General features: G+C 66.4%; 16 protein-coding genes. 6 read left to right on the forward strand and 10 right to left on the reverse strand.

Features of this window, described 5'->3' with window-relative positions; all coding sequences use genetic code 11:
* Positions 1–40: 40 nt before the first annotated feature.
* Positions 41–2,413, forward strand: coding sequence for a RelA/SpoT family protein (locus tag KDB67_RS07515; protein WP_291014314.1), 2,373 nt, complete (start codon positions 41–43; stop codon positions 2,411–2,413).
* A gap of 45 nt (positions 2,414–2,458) precedes the next feature.
* Here KDB67_RS07515 and KDB67_RS07520 read toward each other — a convergent pair whose 3' ends face one another.
* Positions 2,459–3,373 carry a peptidylprolyl isomerase gene (locus tag KDB67_RS07520; RefSeq protein WP_291014317.1) on the reverse strand — a complete coding sequence of 305 codons (915 nt, stop codon included), beginning with the start codon at positions 3,371–3,373 and terminating at the stop codon, positions 2,459–2,461.
* Positions 3,374–3,508: 135 nt separating this feature from the next.
* On the opposite strand from KDB67_RS07520, the gene KDB67_RS07525 reads away from it, so the two are divergent.
* The 3 genes from KDB67_RS07525 to KDB67_RS07535 all read left to right on the forward strand — a co-directional run bounded on the left by KDB67_RS07525 (position 3,509) and on the right by KDB67_RS07535 (position 6,526).
* Complete coding sequence (locus KDB67_RS07525) at positions 3,509–4,240, forward strand: MBL fold metallo-hydrolase (RefSeq protein WP_291014319.1); 732 nt, start codon at positions 3,509–3,511, stop codon at positions 4,238–4,240.
* On the forward strand, positions 4,237–5,502 hold the full coding sequence (hisS, locus tag KDB67_RS07530; protein WP_291014322.1) for a histidine--tRNA ligase: 1,266 nt from the start codon (positions 4,237–4,239) through the stop codon (positions 5,500–5,502). The genes KDB67_RS07525 and hisS overlap by 4 nt, the downstream gene beginning before the upstream one ends.
* Positions 5,503–5,650: 148 nt before the next feature.
* A complete protein-coding gene (locus KDB67_RS07535; RefSeq protein WP_291014324.1) occupies positions 5,651–6,526 on the forward strand; it encodes a universal stress protein in 876 nt (291 codons plus the stop codon).
* On the opposite strand, the gene KDB67_RS07540 is transcribed toward KDB67_RS07535, so the two are convergent.
* A complete protein-coding gene (locus tag KDB67_RS07540; protein WP_291014327.1) occupies positions 6,523–7,404 on the reverse strand; it encodes an LLM class flavin-dependent oxidoreductase in 882 nt (293 codons plus the stop codon). The genes KDB67_RS07535 and KDB67_RS07540 overlap by 4 nt on opposite strands.
* A 109-nt stretch (positions 7,405–7,513) precedes the next feature.
* On the opposite strand from KDB67_RS07540, the gene KDB67_RS07545 reads away from it, so the two are divergent.
* Complete coding sequence (locus KDB67_RS07545) at positions 7,514–7,951, forward strand: VOC family protein (protein WP_291014330.1); 438 nt, start codon at positions 7,514–7,516, stop codon at positions 7,949–7,951.
* A 14-nt stretch (positions 7,952–7,965) separates the two neighbouring features.
* Here KDB67_RS07545 and KDB67_RS07550 read toward each other — a convergent pair whose 3' ends face one another.
* From KDB67_RS07550 to KDB67_RS07575, 6 genes are all read right to left on the reverse strand, one after another.
* Entirely contained in the window at positions 7,966–8,568 is a 603-nt protein-coding gene (locus KDB67_RS07550; protein ID WP_291014332.1) for a TetR/AcrR family transcriptional regulator, read from the reverse strand.
* A 12-nt stretch (positions 8,569–8,580) separates the two neighbouring features.
* Complete coding sequence (locus tag KDB67_RS07555) at positions 8,581–9,810, reverse strand: hypothetical protein (protein ID WP_291014334.1); 1,230 nt, start codon at positions 9,808–9,810, stop codon at positions 8,581–8,583.
* Between the two features lie 88 nt (positions 9,811–9,898).
* Positions 9,899–11,449 carry a hypothetical protein gene (locus tag KDB67_RS07560; protein ID WP_291014338.1) on the reverse strand — a complete coding sequence of 517 codons (1,551 nt, stop codon included), beginning with the start codon at positions 11,447–11,449 and terminating at the stop codon, positions 9,899–9,901.
* Positions 11,450–11,616: 167 nt separating this feature from the next.
* The gene (locus KDB67_RS07565) at positions 11,617–12,072 is read right to left on the reverse strand and encodes a PPOX class F420-dependent oxidoreductase (RefSeq protein ID WP_291014340.1); all 456 of its coding nucleotides are present in this window, start codon (positions 12,070–12,072) and stop codon (positions 11,617–11,619) included.
* 72 nt (positions 12,073–12,144) lie between these two features.
* Positions 12,145–12,957, reverse strand: a complete 813-nt coding sequence (locus tag KDB67_RS07570) for a maleylpyruvate isomerase family mycothiol-dependent enzyme (RefSeq protein ID WP_291014342.1) — start codon at positions 12,955–12,957, stop codon at positions 12,145–12,147.
* Between the two features lie 54 nt (positions 12,958–13,011).
* A complete protein-coding gene (locus KDB67_RS07575; protein ID WP_291014344.1) occupies positions 13,012–13,200 on the reverse strand; it encodes a hypothetical protein in 189 nt (62 codons plus the stop codon).
* Between the two features lie 38 nt (positions 13,201–13,238).
* Here KDB67_RS07575 and KDB67_RS07580 point away from each other — a divergent pair, with 38 nt between their 5' ends.
* Positions 13,239–13,670: a nitroreductase family deazaflavin-dependent oxidoreductase gene (locus tag KDB67_RS07580; RefSeq protein ID WP_291014349.1), complete on the forward strand. Its 432-nt coding sequence runs from the start codon at positions 13,239–13,241 to the stop codon at positions 13,668–13,670.
* Between the two features lie 49 nt (positions 13,671–13,719).
* On the opposite strand, the gene KDB67_RS07585 is transcribed toward KDB67_RS07580, so the two are convergent.
* Positions 13,720–14,112, reverse strand: a complete 393-nt coding sequence (locus tag KDB67_RS07585) for a type II toxin-antitoxin system VapC family toxin (protein ID WP_291014350.1) — start codon at positions 14,110–14,112, stop codon at positions 13,720–13,722.
* Positions 14,099–14,344: a hypothetical protein gene (locus tag KDB67_RS07590; protein ID WP_291014352.1), complete on the reverse strand. Its 246-nt coding sequence runs from the start codon at positions 14,342–14,344 to the stop codon at positions 14,099–14,101. The genes KDB67_RS07585 and KDB67_RS07590 overlap by 14 nt, the downstream gene beginning before the upstream one ends.
* Positions 14,345–14,351 lie beyond the last annotated feature (7 nt).

The following is a 14,351-nucleotide window of genomic DNA, read 5'->3' on the forward strand; positions in this document are numbered from 1 at the left end:
ACTGCGAGCCGGCGATCTACAGCCTTTCAGAGAGGACGCGATGGCAGACGACACAGACACCGTGGCGGCGCCGGCCGACGCGGCCGATCCTTCGGCACCGGAGGTACCACCTGAGCGGACCGAGACTGTGGTGCGTGAGGAGCCTGTACCATCGTCGGCCTCGCGCCGCGTGCGGGCACGTCTGGCACGCAGGATGACCGCGACCCGTAGCCAGGTGCGTCCGGTCCTGGAACCGCTGGTGACTCTGCACCGCGACATCTATCCCAAGGCCGATATCGCGAAACTGCAACGCGCCTACGATGTCGCCGACGAACGTCACGCCGGTCAGACCCGCAAATCGGGTGACCCCTACATCACCCATCCGCTCGCGGTGGCCACCATCCTCGCCGACCTCGGCATGGACACCACCACCCTGATAGCCGCCCTGCTGCACGACACCGTCGAGGACACCGGCTATTCGCTCGAACAACTCGAATCCGAGTTCGGCACCGAGGTCGCGCACCTGGTCGACGGTGTCACCAAACTCGACAAGGTGGCCCTCGGCAGTGCCGCCGAGGCCGAGACCATCCGCAAGATGATCATCGCGATGGCCCGCGATCCGCGCGTGTTGGTCATCAAGGTCGCCGACCGGTTGCACAACATGCGCACGATGCGGTTCCTGCCGCCGGAGAAGCAGGCCCGCAAGGCCCGTGAAACGCTGGAAGTCATTGCTCCGCTGGCACATCGGCTCGGAATGGCCACGGTCAAGTGGGAATTGGAAGACCTCTCGTTCGCCATCCTGCACCCCAAGAAGTACGAGGAGATCGTGCGTCTGGTGGCCGATCGGGCACCCTCGCGCGACACCTATCTGGCGCGGGTACGTGCCGACATCACCAACGCGCTGGCCGCCACCCGCATCACCGCGGTCGTCGAGGGAAGGCCCAAGCACTACTGGTCGATCTATCAGAAGATGATCGTCAAGGGCCGCGACTTCGACGACATCCACGATCTGGTGGGTGTGCGCATCCTGTGCGATGAGGTCCGCGACTGCTACGCGGCGGTCGGTGTGGTGCATTCGCTGTGGCAGCCGATGGCCGGGCGGTTCAAGGACTACATCGCGCAGCCACGCTACGGGGTGTATCAGTCCCTGCACACCACCGTCATCGGTCCCGAGGGCAAACCCCTCGAAGTGCAGATCCGCACGCAGGAGATGCACCGCACCGCCGAATTCGGTATCGCCGCGCACTGGCGATACAAGGAGAGCGGCTACAAATCCAAGGGCGGCAGCAAGAGGTCCGACATCGCCGAGGTCGACGACATGGCGTGGATGCGCCAACTGCTCGACTGGCAACGGGAGGCCGCGGATCCGGGCGAGTTCCTCGAATCGTTGCGGTTCGACCTCGCGTCGCGGGAGATCTTCGTCTTCACTCCGAAGGGTGATGTGATCACCCTTCCGGCGGGATCCACACCGGTCGACTTCGCGTACGCCGTCCACACCGAGGTCGGCCACCGCTGCATCGGCGCAAGGGTCAACGGCCGCCTCGTCGCGCTCGAACGGACCCTGGAGAACGGTGAGGTGGTGGAGGTGTTCACCTCCAAAGCACCCAACGCCGGACCGAGCCGCGACTGGCAGAGCTTCGTCGTGTCCCCACGAGCCAAGGCCAAGATCCGGCAGTGGTTCGCCAAGGAACGCCGCGAGGAAGCGCTCGAATCCGGCAAGGACGCCATCGTCAAGGAGGTCCGGCGCGGCGGCCTGCCGATCCAGCGGCTGATGAACGCCGAGTCGATGGCCGCGATCGCCAAGGAACTGCGCTACGCCGACGTCAGCGGCCTGTACACGGCGGTCGGCGAGAACCATGTCTCGGCCCGGCACGTCGTCAACAGGCTGGTCGCGATCCTCGGCGGCATCGACGACGCCGTCGACGCGATCGCCGAACGCTCGACACCGTCGACGCTGCCGACCCGTGGCCGCCGTGGCGGCGATGCCGGGGTCATCGTGTCCGGCATCGAGAACGTGGTCGCCAAGCTCGCCAAATGCTGCACCCCGGTCCCCGGCGACGAGATCATGGGGTTCGTGACCCGCGGTGGCTCGGTCAGCGTGCACCGCACCGACTGCACCAACGCGGCAGCGCTGCGCGAGCAGCCCGAGCGGATCATCGAGGTCACCTGGGCGCCGTCACCGGAGTCGGTGTTCCTGGTCGCGATCCAGGTTGAGGCACTGGACCGGCACCGGCTGCTCTCGGACGTCACCAAGGTACTGGCCGACGAACGCGTCAACATCCTGTCCGCATCGGTCACCACCAGCCGCGACCGGGTGGCCGTCAGCAAGTTCACCTTCGAGATGGGCGACCCCAAACACCTCGGCCACGTGCTGAACGTGGTGCGCAACGTCGAAGGTGTCTACGACGTCTACCGCGTCACCTCCGCAGCCTAGGTCCGCCGAGCCCCGCCGATCACCTCGATCGGCGGGGTGGTGCCGTCAGTTCTTGACGGTGGCGGTGGTGATCTTGACCGGCAGCTTCGGTGCGCCGTCCTCTTTGCTGCCTGAGGCGCCGGGCACGATGCCGCCCTTGGCCACCTTGTCGAGCACCGCCAGCCCGGCCTCGTCCACGGTGCCCACCACCGCGTAGTCCGAGGGCAGCGTGCTGTCGCCGATCACGAGGAAGAACTGGCTCGACCCCGAATTGGCCTGGCCGTTGTTGGCGATGGCGATCGTGCCGCGCGGGTAGGTGACGGCCTGCTGACCCATCGCGTTGGGTGCGCCGCTCGGCTTGAGATCGGTGGGCGGCTCGTCCGGGCTGGTCCAGCCGGGACCACCCATGCCGGTGCCGGTCGGGTCGCCGCACTGGAGCACCTTCAGCGACGTGCTGGCCGTCATCCGGTGGCAGGACGAGTCGTCGAAGAACTTGCCGCGGATCAGATGCTCGATCGCACCGGTGTTGCAAGGGGCCGAGTCGCGTTTGAGCGTGATCGGGATGGAGCCCTGGCTGGTTTCGAACACTGCCGCCAGCGTGCCCTTCTTGAGTTGCTTGTCACCGGGCTTGGGGGCTGGCCGCTTCTTGGCCAGGTAGTCCTGGATCTGCTTGTTGTACTCGACGACCTGCTTGCGGTACTCGTCGCGCTGCTCGGCCGGGATCTGCTCCGGCGGATCGACCGGCTGGGCCTTCGGATCTTCCTGCGGCCCCCACGCGCACGCGGTCCAGCGTTCCTTCTCGCGGTCGTCGGACACCTTCTTGACCACCAGACCGGTGATCGTGCCCGCCACGATGACGACGATCGCGACGGACACACCGATGATGGTCATCCGGCGTTTGCGTGCGGCGCGCTGCTCGGTTTCCAAACGCTCCTCGAGCTTGCGTTTGGCCGCTTGTCGGCGCTCCTCGTTGGTCGACACGCTGGTGAACCCTCCTGTGGACGTCGGCATACTCGACTCGCCAGTTTGCCAGCAGTACCTGAGAGTAAGGAACGGCGGGTACGGCGCGCCGTACCCGCCGGACCCGGCCACCGATCCCCCTGCGACAATGAGCCGATGCTGATCACCGGATTTCCGGCCGGAATGTTCCAGACCAACTGCTATCTGCTCGCCCCGCAGCCCGGCGGGCAGGCAGTGATCATCGACCCCGGTCAGGATGCCGCGCCCCAGGTCAGGGCGCTGCTGGCCGAACACGACCTCACCCCCGCGGCGGTACTGCTGACGCACGGACATCTCGACCACACGTGGAACGCCACCGAATTGTGTGACGAATTCGCCATCCCGGCCTACATCCACACAGCCGACCGGCCCATGCTCACCGACCCTGGGATGGGCCTCGGGCGTGCGTTGGGACAGCTGATCGGCGACACCGAGTTCACCGAACCACGCCAGGTTGTCGAGTTCGCCGACGGCGAGAACGTCGAGATCGCCGGGATGCGGTTCACCGTCGACCTGGCCCCCGGTCACACCCAGGGTTCGGTGCTGCTCGGCATCGACGTCGAGGTGCCTGCCGACGAGGACGGGCACGACTCGGGGCAGGTGACCACAACGGTGCCGGTGTGCTTCTCCGGCGACGTATTGTTTGCCGGGTCGATCGGCCGGACCGATCTGCCCGGCGGCGACCACGATCAGTTGCTCGAATCCATCGAGAAGAAGCTGCTGCCGCTACCCGACGAGACTCAGGTGCTACCCGGCCACGGACCCCAGACCTCCATCGGCCGCGAACGCGCCACCAACCCGTTCCTCCTCGGGATCGGGACCGAGAAGAAGGGACGATTCGGACTGTGAGCGCCGAGTTTCAGGCACCACGAGGTATCCCGGACTACTTTCCGCCCGCCTCGGCGGATTTCCGTCGCGTCCGCGACACGCTGGCCGACGCCGCCCGCCGTGCCGGGTACGGGCACATCGAACTGCCGATCTTCGAGGACACCGGACTGTTCGCGCGTGGCGTCGGTGAATCCACCGACGTGGTGAGCAAGGAGATGTACACCTTCGCCGACCGGGGCGAACGTTCGGTGACGCTGCGGCCCGAAGGCACGGCCGGGGTGATGCGTGCGGTCATCCAGCATGGCCTCGACCGCGGCCAGCTCCCGGTGAAACTCTGTTACGCCGGTCCGTTCTTCCGCTACGAGAAGCCGCAGGAGGGCCGCTACCGGCAGCTGCAGCAGGTGGGTGTGGAGGCCATCGGTGTCGACGATCCGGCGCTCGACGCCGAGGTCATCGCCATCGCCGACGAAGGCTACCGGCGCCTGGGCCTGTCCGGCTTCCGGCTGGAGATCACCTCGCTCGGCGACGACGAATCGCGACCCCGCTACCGGGAGGCGTTGCAGCAGTTCCTGTTCGGGCTCGACCTCGATGAATCGACCCGCAAACGCGCCGAGATCAATCCGCTGCGGGTACTCGACGACAAGCGTCCCGAGATCAAGGCGGCCACCGCCGACGCGCCACTGCTCATCGACTACCTCAGCGACGCGGCACGCGAACACTTCGATACTGTCCTCGGGCATCTGAACCGTCTCGGCGTGCCGTACGAGATCAATCCGCGCCTGGTCCGGGGCCTGGACTACTACACCAAGACCACGTTCGAGTTCGTCCATGACGGTCTCGGCGCCCAGTCCGGCATCGGCGGCGGTGGCCGCTATGACGGCCTGATGCGGCAGATCGGTGGCAAGCAGGACCTGTCGGGTATCGGTTTCGGTATCGGCGTGGACCGCACCATGCTCGCGATGCGGGCCGAGGGCGTCGCCGATGCCGAGGCCGCCCGCTGTCAGGTGTTCGGAGTCCCGATGGGTGGGGCGGCCAAAGCCGAGCTGGTCGCGCTGGCCGGCCGTCTGCGTGCGGCCGGCGTCAGCGTCGACCTGGCTTACGGCGATCGTGGCCTCAAAGGCGCGATGAAGGCCGCCGACCGCTCAGGTGCGCGGCTCGCGCTGGTGCTCGGTGATCGTGAGATCGCCGACGGTGCCATCGAGGTCAAGGACCTGTCGAACGGCGAGCAGCGCAAGGTGTTGCTGGATGCTGTGCTCGACGAAGTGATCAGCACCCTGGGCTGAAGTTTCGCGGCGGCGGCCGCAGGTCGCGGCGTCCCCCGGAATGGGCACACGCCGACTGAACACAGTGTCGTCGCAGCCTTGCGGCGTACAGTCTGGTGGGTCCACCCGTGCTGGGTGCACCCAACCGAATCCACAAGCAAAGGGGCTGATGGTGACGACGAACAATGCACCGATCGCGGTGGCGGTCGACGGGTCCGACGAGGCGCTGGCAGCGGTGCGCTGGGCGGCGGCCGAGGCGGTCCGTGCGCATGCTGCGCTGACGATCGTGTCGGTGGTGGCACCGTTCACGGCGCCGATCGGCCAGAACGTCGAGGGCTGGGTCGAGGCCGAACAGTACGTCGAGGCGCGGCGCGATCTGGCGCAGGGAGCGGTCGACGTCGCTCTCGACCTGGCTGTGGAACTGGCACCGGGCGTGTCGATCGACGGTGAGGTGATCGACGGCAAACCCACCCTCGTGCTGCGGGAACTATCCAGCCGCGTCCGCATGATCGTGGTCGGTCGCCGCGGGCTGGGCGGTGTCGCCGGCCTGCTCCTGGGATCGGTCAGCAGCGACATCGCCGCACACGGCAATTGCCCGGTGGCCGTCGTCGGACCGCAGGCTCCCGAGTCCGGCCCTGTCGTTGTCGGTGTCGACGGTTCGCCGATATCGACCGAGGCCGTCACGCACGCCTTCCAGGCGGCCGACACCAGAGGAACAACGCTGGTTGCCGTGCACAGCTATGGCGGATTCGCCGGTGGTGCCTTCTACGGGCAGGGTGAGGAAGCCCTGCGTCGGCTCAACGACGAGGCCGCCGCATCACTGGGCTCGCAGCTCGCCGGCCACAGCGAGGACTATCCCGACGTCGAGGTCGAGTCGGCGATCGTCGCCGGTGACGCGGCACCGGCCATCGTCGGTGCGGCCGGCGATGCCCAACTGATCGTCGTCGGCAGCCGAGGCCGAGGGGGCTTCCGGGGCCTGCTGCTGGGTTCGACCGGACAGGCCGTACTGCAGGTGGCGCCGTGCCCGGTGCTGGTCGTGCACTAGAGCACGCCCGGCACCTGCCATCTCGGCAGCACCTCCGCCAGCGTGGCCTCGAATGTTTCCATCGAGGCCACGTGTGGCCGGCTGGTCCGGGGCCAGGGAATGACGACATCGGTGAAACCGAGTCCTGCGGCTCGCCCGATCAGATCGTCGAGCGCCCCCGCACTCGTGAGGGGGTCGTGCGGCGCCCAGGTCAGGCTGAGATAGCGGGGAAACCGGTCGCCTCCGGGCCGGCCGGTGAGGGTGTCGTCGAGGATGCGCACACTGCGTGCAACTCCGGCGAACCAGTCCTCGATGTTGCCCGCCTGGGTTCCGGTGGTGATCCAGCCATCGCCGTGACGGGCGGCGAACCGCACAGAGCGCGGCCCGTTTCCGGCCAGTAGCAACGGAATCCGCTCCCGGACCGATCCGCCGGCCAGCCGCATGTCGATGGCACTGTAGTACTCGCCGGCGAACGTCACGTGGTCATCGGTGAGCGCGAGATCGAGCAGCCGCACGAACTCCTGGAACCGGTCGACCCGCTCGCGGGCGGTCACCGGCGGCTGACCGAGGATCAGGTCGTCGGGAGTACCGCCCGCGCCGAGGCCTATCAGCAGCCGATCACCCGCGATGTCCAGGAGGGTCTGCAACTCCCGCGCCAACGGCACCGGATGGCGGAAGTTGGGAGATATCACGAAGGCGCCCAACGGGATTCGGTTGGTCACCAGTGACGCAGCGGTCAGTGTCGGGATACACGAGAACCAGCGGTTGTCCGGCAGCGAACCCCACACCAGGTGATCGAACGTCCATGCGTGATCGAAACCCATCTCCTCGGCACGCCGCCACTCGTGCTGCGCCTGCTGCCACGGATGGTCGGGGATGATGTACACACCGATGCGCATGGTTCGAGGGTATCGGGCCCGGTCGCGCGGTTGAGGACAGAGACTGACCTGTTTGGCATGAATACTTGAGCTTGCCACTAAGAACAATCACGACATAGGGGAGTGTGCGATGGGCCTGGAGATTCAGGTGACCTTTGATTGCGCCGATCCGGCTGCGCTCGCCGGATTCTGGGCGCAGGTCCTGCACTACGAGGTGCAGGGACCGCCGCCCGGATTCGCCACCTGGGATGCGGCTCTCGACGCGTTCGGTGTGCCGCCCGAGCACCGCAACAGCCGATCAGCGGTCGTCGACCCCGCGGGGGCCGGTCCGCGGATCTTCTTCCAGCGGGTTCCGGAGGGCAAGAGCGCCAAGAATCGCGTGCATCTGGATGTGCGGGCGGCACCGGGCCTGACCGGCGGCGACAGGATGGCCGCGCTCGAGGCGGAGGCCCTGCGGTTGATCGAGCTCGGCGCCCGCAGGCTCGAACGGTTCGAGCCGGCTCCGCCGATGGAGACCGGTTTCATCGTGATGGCCGATCCGGAGGGCAACGAGTTCTGCCTGGATTGAGCGTGTTCTCGCCGCTATCTGTGAACCCGGGCGGGTGGGCACACCCAACGGCTGATGAACTCGCGCAGTTCGTCGTCGGAACGCGGTGGTGATGTCGGGTATTGCAGCAGGCTCAGGAATACCCGCATCACCAGCTCGGCCAGACCGGCCATGGCCTCGTCGTCATAGCCGTTCTCGGCCCACTCCACCGGCAGCCGGCCCAGCATCTGCGCGCCGAGGGAGATGCCGCTTTCCGACGTCGCCTCACGGGTGAACAGTTCGGTCTGCCCGGCCCGTAGCAACAGGCCCATCGACGGTTCGTCCGGTAACCGGTTGAGGCAGTACAGGATTGTCTCGACGATGGCGCCGTCGACGGTGGTGACGTGCGCCAGGTCCCGGCGCATCCCGTCGAGGAAGTCCGCGGCACCGGCCTGGGCCACGGCCGCGAGCATGTCGTTGACCGACGAGAAGTAGCGGTAGACGGTCTGCCGGGTGACGCCGAGTTCGTTCGCCACATCGGCGAGGGTGGTCTTGTTGACCCCGTGCTTCTCGACCGACGCGATCGCGGCGTTGAGAATGCGGGTGCGGGCCTCCTCGGAATCGGACGGTAGGTTGCCCTGCCAACCGCGAGTTCTCATTCGCCCATACTTTCACACCTGTTCGACTGGCTGCCGGGCACCTGAGTCGCCGGCGGTCGCGGTCTGCTCCGGCGTGGCCCGATCGCGGCCGAGAGCCAGTGCGGCCAACAGACTTCCGGACGCGACCACCAGACAGGCGACGACGTAGGGGAGACTGCCGATCGGCGTGCCGTCGTCGGTGACCCCGTCGGTGGCGCCGAAATAGGCCGGTAGCGCGCTGATCCACAGCGCGGTGTGCACGCCCAGGAACAGGAACGGGAACACGAGCAGGAACGGCCGCGCCGTGCGCGCGGGTGCCTGTGCTGCCGGTGCCGATCGCATCTTCCGCCATTGAGTACCGAGCAGGTACAGACCGACCAGCCACAACGCGACGATCTCGATGCCCAGCACGATCGCCTGCCCGGTGAGGTTGGCACCCTCACCGCGACCGAACACCGACGCCGGGATTCCCATCAGCGGCATGCTGATCACGGCCACCACACCGGACACCACGATGCGCCATGCCAGCGACAGACCGCGCGGCGCGTTGCCGGCCAGCGTCGGGTTGGCGATGAGCCGGGCGCTGACGTAGGTGAGCACACCGAACGAGACGGACGCGAACAACCACACACTGTTCAGTGGGACCGAGGCGAGAAGCGGAACCGCGGCCGGGTTACCGAGATCGGCGGCGGTGTTGCCATAGAACGGATCATCCACATTCCAGGCCCACCACTTCAGTTGCGGCCCAAGTTGATCGAAGATCTCATAGAACACTTGGTACACGAATGCAACGGTCACCGCGCCCTTGAGTGCACCCTGCTTGGTGCCGTCGAAGAAGCCGAACGCCCGCACGATCTCATAGGCCACCTGGCTGAGCGCCGGGTAGAAGCACACGATGTACAGCGGCAGCCGGTCGTACATGAAATCGACCGTGAACACGTTGTGCGCGAACATGAATCCCATCGCGTCCTGCATCCCGAACCACTCGGGGAAGTACAGGGGCGGTTCGATCACGAACAGATATACCAGCGAACCGAGCCACAGCGCGAGGTTGGTGGGGTCATTGTCGCGGCGCAACCTGCGGATCGCGTGCACCAGCGCAAGGACTGCGCCGACGATGATCGTCACCTCGAGAACCGGCAGCGTCCAGTTCTCCAGGCCGAACGGATTACGCAGCGCGGCAACCGGATTGGCGTCCTCGCAGATAAAGCCCAGATATCGGGTGATGACATACGCCGGGGTGTCCGGATCGCACACTGCCATGAAAGTGCTCCTCGATGGTGAACGAAATGTGGGTCGGTCCGGGCCTGCCGCAGTGCCGGAGACGGCAGGCCCGACACGTGTTCGGTACTCAGACCACCGGCGAGGCTTCGGGTGTCGCAGACGTCTTGGCAGGCCGTTCGATCACCGTCGCCGGACCACCCGGGTGCGGCTCGAAGTCACGGTAGATCTGCGATGGCGGGTCGAGCGTCTGATCGAATCCGATCGGCAGCTTGTTACGCCTGAACGCCTTCTTGACGGCGAACTTGGCCATGCCCGCCAGGAACTTCGGGTCGCGCACCATCTCGGTCACCGACTCGTCGAGGTTGAACACCGCGGTGAAATGGGCTTCGAGGTACTTGTCCTCGCGGGTGGCCGCCGACAGCAGGTTGAAGAACGGCCAGCTCAGTCGTTGGGTGAGACGTTGCTGCCAGGCCGGGGCGATATCGGTGCCGGTGGCGTTGGCGAAGCCACGGTCGCGGGCCAGCGCCAGCGTCCAGATGTCGTCGAGCAGCTTGGACTGTTCGGCGAAGTAGCTGCGGTAGAAGCCGGGCTCGATGGCGGAGGTCTGCTTGCTCAGCATCTCGCCGAGTAGCACCGAGCACTTGCCGGCCGAACTCATGCCTTGCGCGTAGAACGGGTTGAAACCGCAGATGGCGTCGCCGATGACCAGCAGGCCGACGGGCGGGTTGTCGAGCTTGTCGTAGCGCCGCCGCATGTTGCCGGTCGATTTGGTGACGAACACTTTCGACAGCGGAGTGCAGCGTTCGACGGCGCGGGCGAAGGCGGGGGCGCGTAGTCGTCGCGCGGTCTCGATGAACTCGTCTTCCTTGCGCGGCATGGGATGTCCCCACGAACCCATGGTCACCAGCACCCGGTCGCCTTCGATGGGGAAGATCTGGCTGATGAACTCGTGCTCGACCGGGTGCGGGCCGGTCTCACCGGACGGCATGATCGACATGTGGTGCCACCACCAGTCGTCGGGGCGCTCGGCAGGCTTCTGGAACCACTGCGTGGTGTAGGTGCAGCCCGCGTCGAGTGACTGGATGGGTGGCGCCGGCCAGCCGGCCTTCTCCAGCCAGGCCGACACGGCCGACCCACGGCCGAGCGTGTCGATGACCAGGTCTGCCTCGATCAGCCGTTTGCCGGGGCCCTCGGCGCCGCCGCTGAGCCACACACCGGTCACCGCACCGCCCGGCTTGCCACCGTTGACCGTCTCCAGGCCGGTGACGTTGACACCTTCGTGGACGGTGATGTTGGCGACGTCGGCGAGCTTGTTGCGCAGCACCCGTTCGATGAGCAGCCGCGATGCGTACACCATGCTCATCGTCGATTCCGCGCGTGGAATCCAGCCCGCGCCTTCGCAGTGTGCCGCGGAGACCGACGGCATCAGGTGCATGCCACCGGCCTCGATGAGGTCGTCCTCGTAGCCGGGGAAGAGCGTGTCCATCGCGCGGCGGCCCGAGTTGAGCAGGAAGTGCGGGTGCTTGCTCTGCGGCACGCCGCGCCGGTGCTCCATGTTGTCGGCGATGACGTCGCGTTCGAGGACGACCACCTCATCGAAGTAGGGCGCGACGGCTCCCGCCGCGCACATACCGGCGATGCTTCCGCCGAGCACTACCGCCTTCTTACCCAGGCTCATCTGCCCACCTTTCCCGGTCATACGGTCATACGTTCAGTGAATGATGTATGACCGTATGCTGTGAGGGCCATCACGTCAAGCAGCCGGGGTTGATCGCCGTCGCACAACAGGACAGGCCCCCGAGAATCGATTCCCGGGGGCCTGTAGACGTGTCGGTGTGGCCGGTCTCAGATCAGCTTGCGGTGATCCCAGGACCGGACTCGACGTGGCTCGACGATGACCACGACCCGTTTGGTCATCATGAACTCGACAGCTGGTTTCGTCTCCTCGGTGTAGGGAGCCTGGTAACGCTCGAACACGCTGATCGCCGCCGGCCAGTATTCAGGTCCGTCGGGATACACGATGCGCGCCGTCCCGTCGATCGCCACCCCGCGCAACTGGTCATAGGTGTCGCCGGCCTCCACGCTGAAACTCAGTCTGGGGTCGCGCAGCAGATTGACCGCCTTCTGGGATTTGATCTTGGTTTCGAAACAGACCTTGCCGTCGATGAACCCATACCACATCGCCACCTGATGGGGGAATCCATTGGGGCCGTTCGTCGCCAGCGTCGCCGTCCGTCCTTCCTGCAAGAACTGCTCGACCTCATCGTCGGTCATGACGACTTGCGCTCGCTGATTGGCCATCGGGGCCCCTTCCTGGGATGCCGGCCTCCGGGTGTAGTCCGGGGGTTCGCCCCACTGTACGACCCTGCCCGGTCAGATCAGGTAGTGCAGGTTGGCCACCACCCGCCCACCGAGTTCCTCGTCGCCTTCGACGGTGACCGACGCCGGATCGGCGGTGGTGCGCGCACCGATCAGCCGGGCGTAGTCGGCGATGTCCACATGGATCACGACGTCCGCATCGCCGTCGAGCATAGGCACCACAGCGGCGCGTTCGCCCACCGATACATGCACCCGTGCGGGCGCGATGCCGGTGAAGTCGATGGTTACCGCGCTGCCGGTGGGCGCCTGCGCGCGTTTGCCGATCACGAACGGTAGCGACGCAGCCATCTCATCCCGGGTAACTCCCGCGGGTGCCGGATTCTCCGGGGCGCCCAGCCCCAGCGAGTCACGGACATCCACCTCGTGAATCCAGCAGTCGAACACGCGGATGCGCATGAACCGGCCGTGCGAATCCTTCCCCGCGGGAGTGAATCCTTCAGCATTCCAGTCTGATTCGCTCATCGCGCGCAGCACATCGGCGCGCAGGCCCGTCACCTCCCGCAGGTCCGTCATCAATTCGTCGCGGGTGCGGGTCCGGTAGTGGTCGAGCCAGTTCTCGTTCAGTTCACCGATCGGGTTGCGCACGTAGTCGAGCTCGCCGACGGCCCGGACCGGCTCGACCGTCCGTCCGGTCAACGACCACTCCGTCCCGGCGATATGCGCGAACACGTCGGCCACCGTCCACCCGGCCAGGATCGACGGCGAACCCCACTGGTCGTCGTCGAGCCCGTCGGCGAGGTCGATGAGCGTCGCCCACTGCGCCCCCAGTGCGTCGACGGTCGGCTCATAGGGAACTTGCGTGACCATGCGTTCTCCTCGGGGCTGGATCGGAGCGGACTGCGCCTGTACGTCGCCGCAGCCTTAGGCGAGGATATCGCCGCGTCCGCGGAGGACGTGCGGATTGTCGCTCGTCGCCCGGTTTCCGATCGACACCAGTGCTGCCGCGCGAATGACGCATCGTCCGGTCGCGGAGAAGCCGGCGGCCGAAGTGATCGGGTTCAACCATCGTTGGGTCGTCGAATGGGGAACAATCAGCTCGGGCTCGGCCATACTGGGACCAGTAGTGACCGACACTGTCAGGAGGGGCCATGGCCGAGGGCGACGACTGGAACACGCAGATCATCAACGAGTTCCGGACCAACGAGGGCCGGGTCGGCGGTGGGTTCGAGGGCGCACCGATGGTGCTTGTACACCACGTCGGCCGCAAATCGGGTAAGCGGTCCGTCACCCCGATGATGTACCTGCCCGACGACGCCGACCCCGACACCGTGTACGTGTTCGCGTCCAAGGCCGGTGCCCCCACCAACCCCGCCTGGTACTACAACCTCACCACAGCGGGCCGTGGACATGCCGAGATCGGCACCGAGGAGTTCGACGTCACCGTCACCGAGATCACCGGCGCCGACCGTGACCGCATCTACGCCGAGCAGGCCCGCCGCTATCCGGGATTCGCCGAATACGCGGAGAAGACGGCGGGAATCCGCGTCATTCCGGTACTTGCGTTCCACCGCATCCGGTGACCGTCGCCTCATGAACGGGCTGCGATGAAGCAGTCAGGAACAGACTCTGTCAGCTCACCACTTCGATGGCGCATCGTGGGCCAGGTGCTCGTGCCAGCCTGGCGTCAAGCGTGATCAGCGTCGCGTTCATGGCCTCGGCGAGCGTCACGTAGAAGGCATCCCAGCCCCGGACCGAATCCCGCAATTCCCAAACGCGGTCGAGCATCCAGCGGTGTGCGAATCGCTCGCCCGGCCAGTCCCGCAGATCGGCCACCGCCTGATTCGCGGCCGTCGTATCCAGTCGGCCTTTGAGGTACTGGCTACGGATCACCCCGAGGACTTCGACATCGATGATCTCGGGCGCGGCGTGGTCGGAGTCGGCGAGCATCCGCGCAGCGATCGTATCTGCGCGCGGGGAGTCCGCCACCACCTCGAACAGGCACGATGCGTCAACGACCAGCATCGGGCCACTCGCCACGCCAGTCGTCGAGCGAGGCCAGTACATCGTCCGTGGCGATATTCGACGGTCGACGCCCGGTCCTGCTCAGCCACGCTTTCAGTGTCGGGCGGGAAGCGAGTCTGGTGGCTTCGCGTCGCAGCAGTTCAGGGACCGAGATGTCGTCCTCGGCCGCCCTGCGGACGAGCGCGGCGTAGACCTCGTCATCGATGTCGCGAATTTGTATGGTCTTGGGCATACTCAAA

This window comes from Gordonia sp. (in: high G+C Gram-positive bacteria) (assembly GCF_020438995.1).
Classification (GTDB): domain Bacteria; phylum Actinomycetota; class Actinomycetes; order Mycobacteriales; family Mycobacteriaceae; genus Gordonia.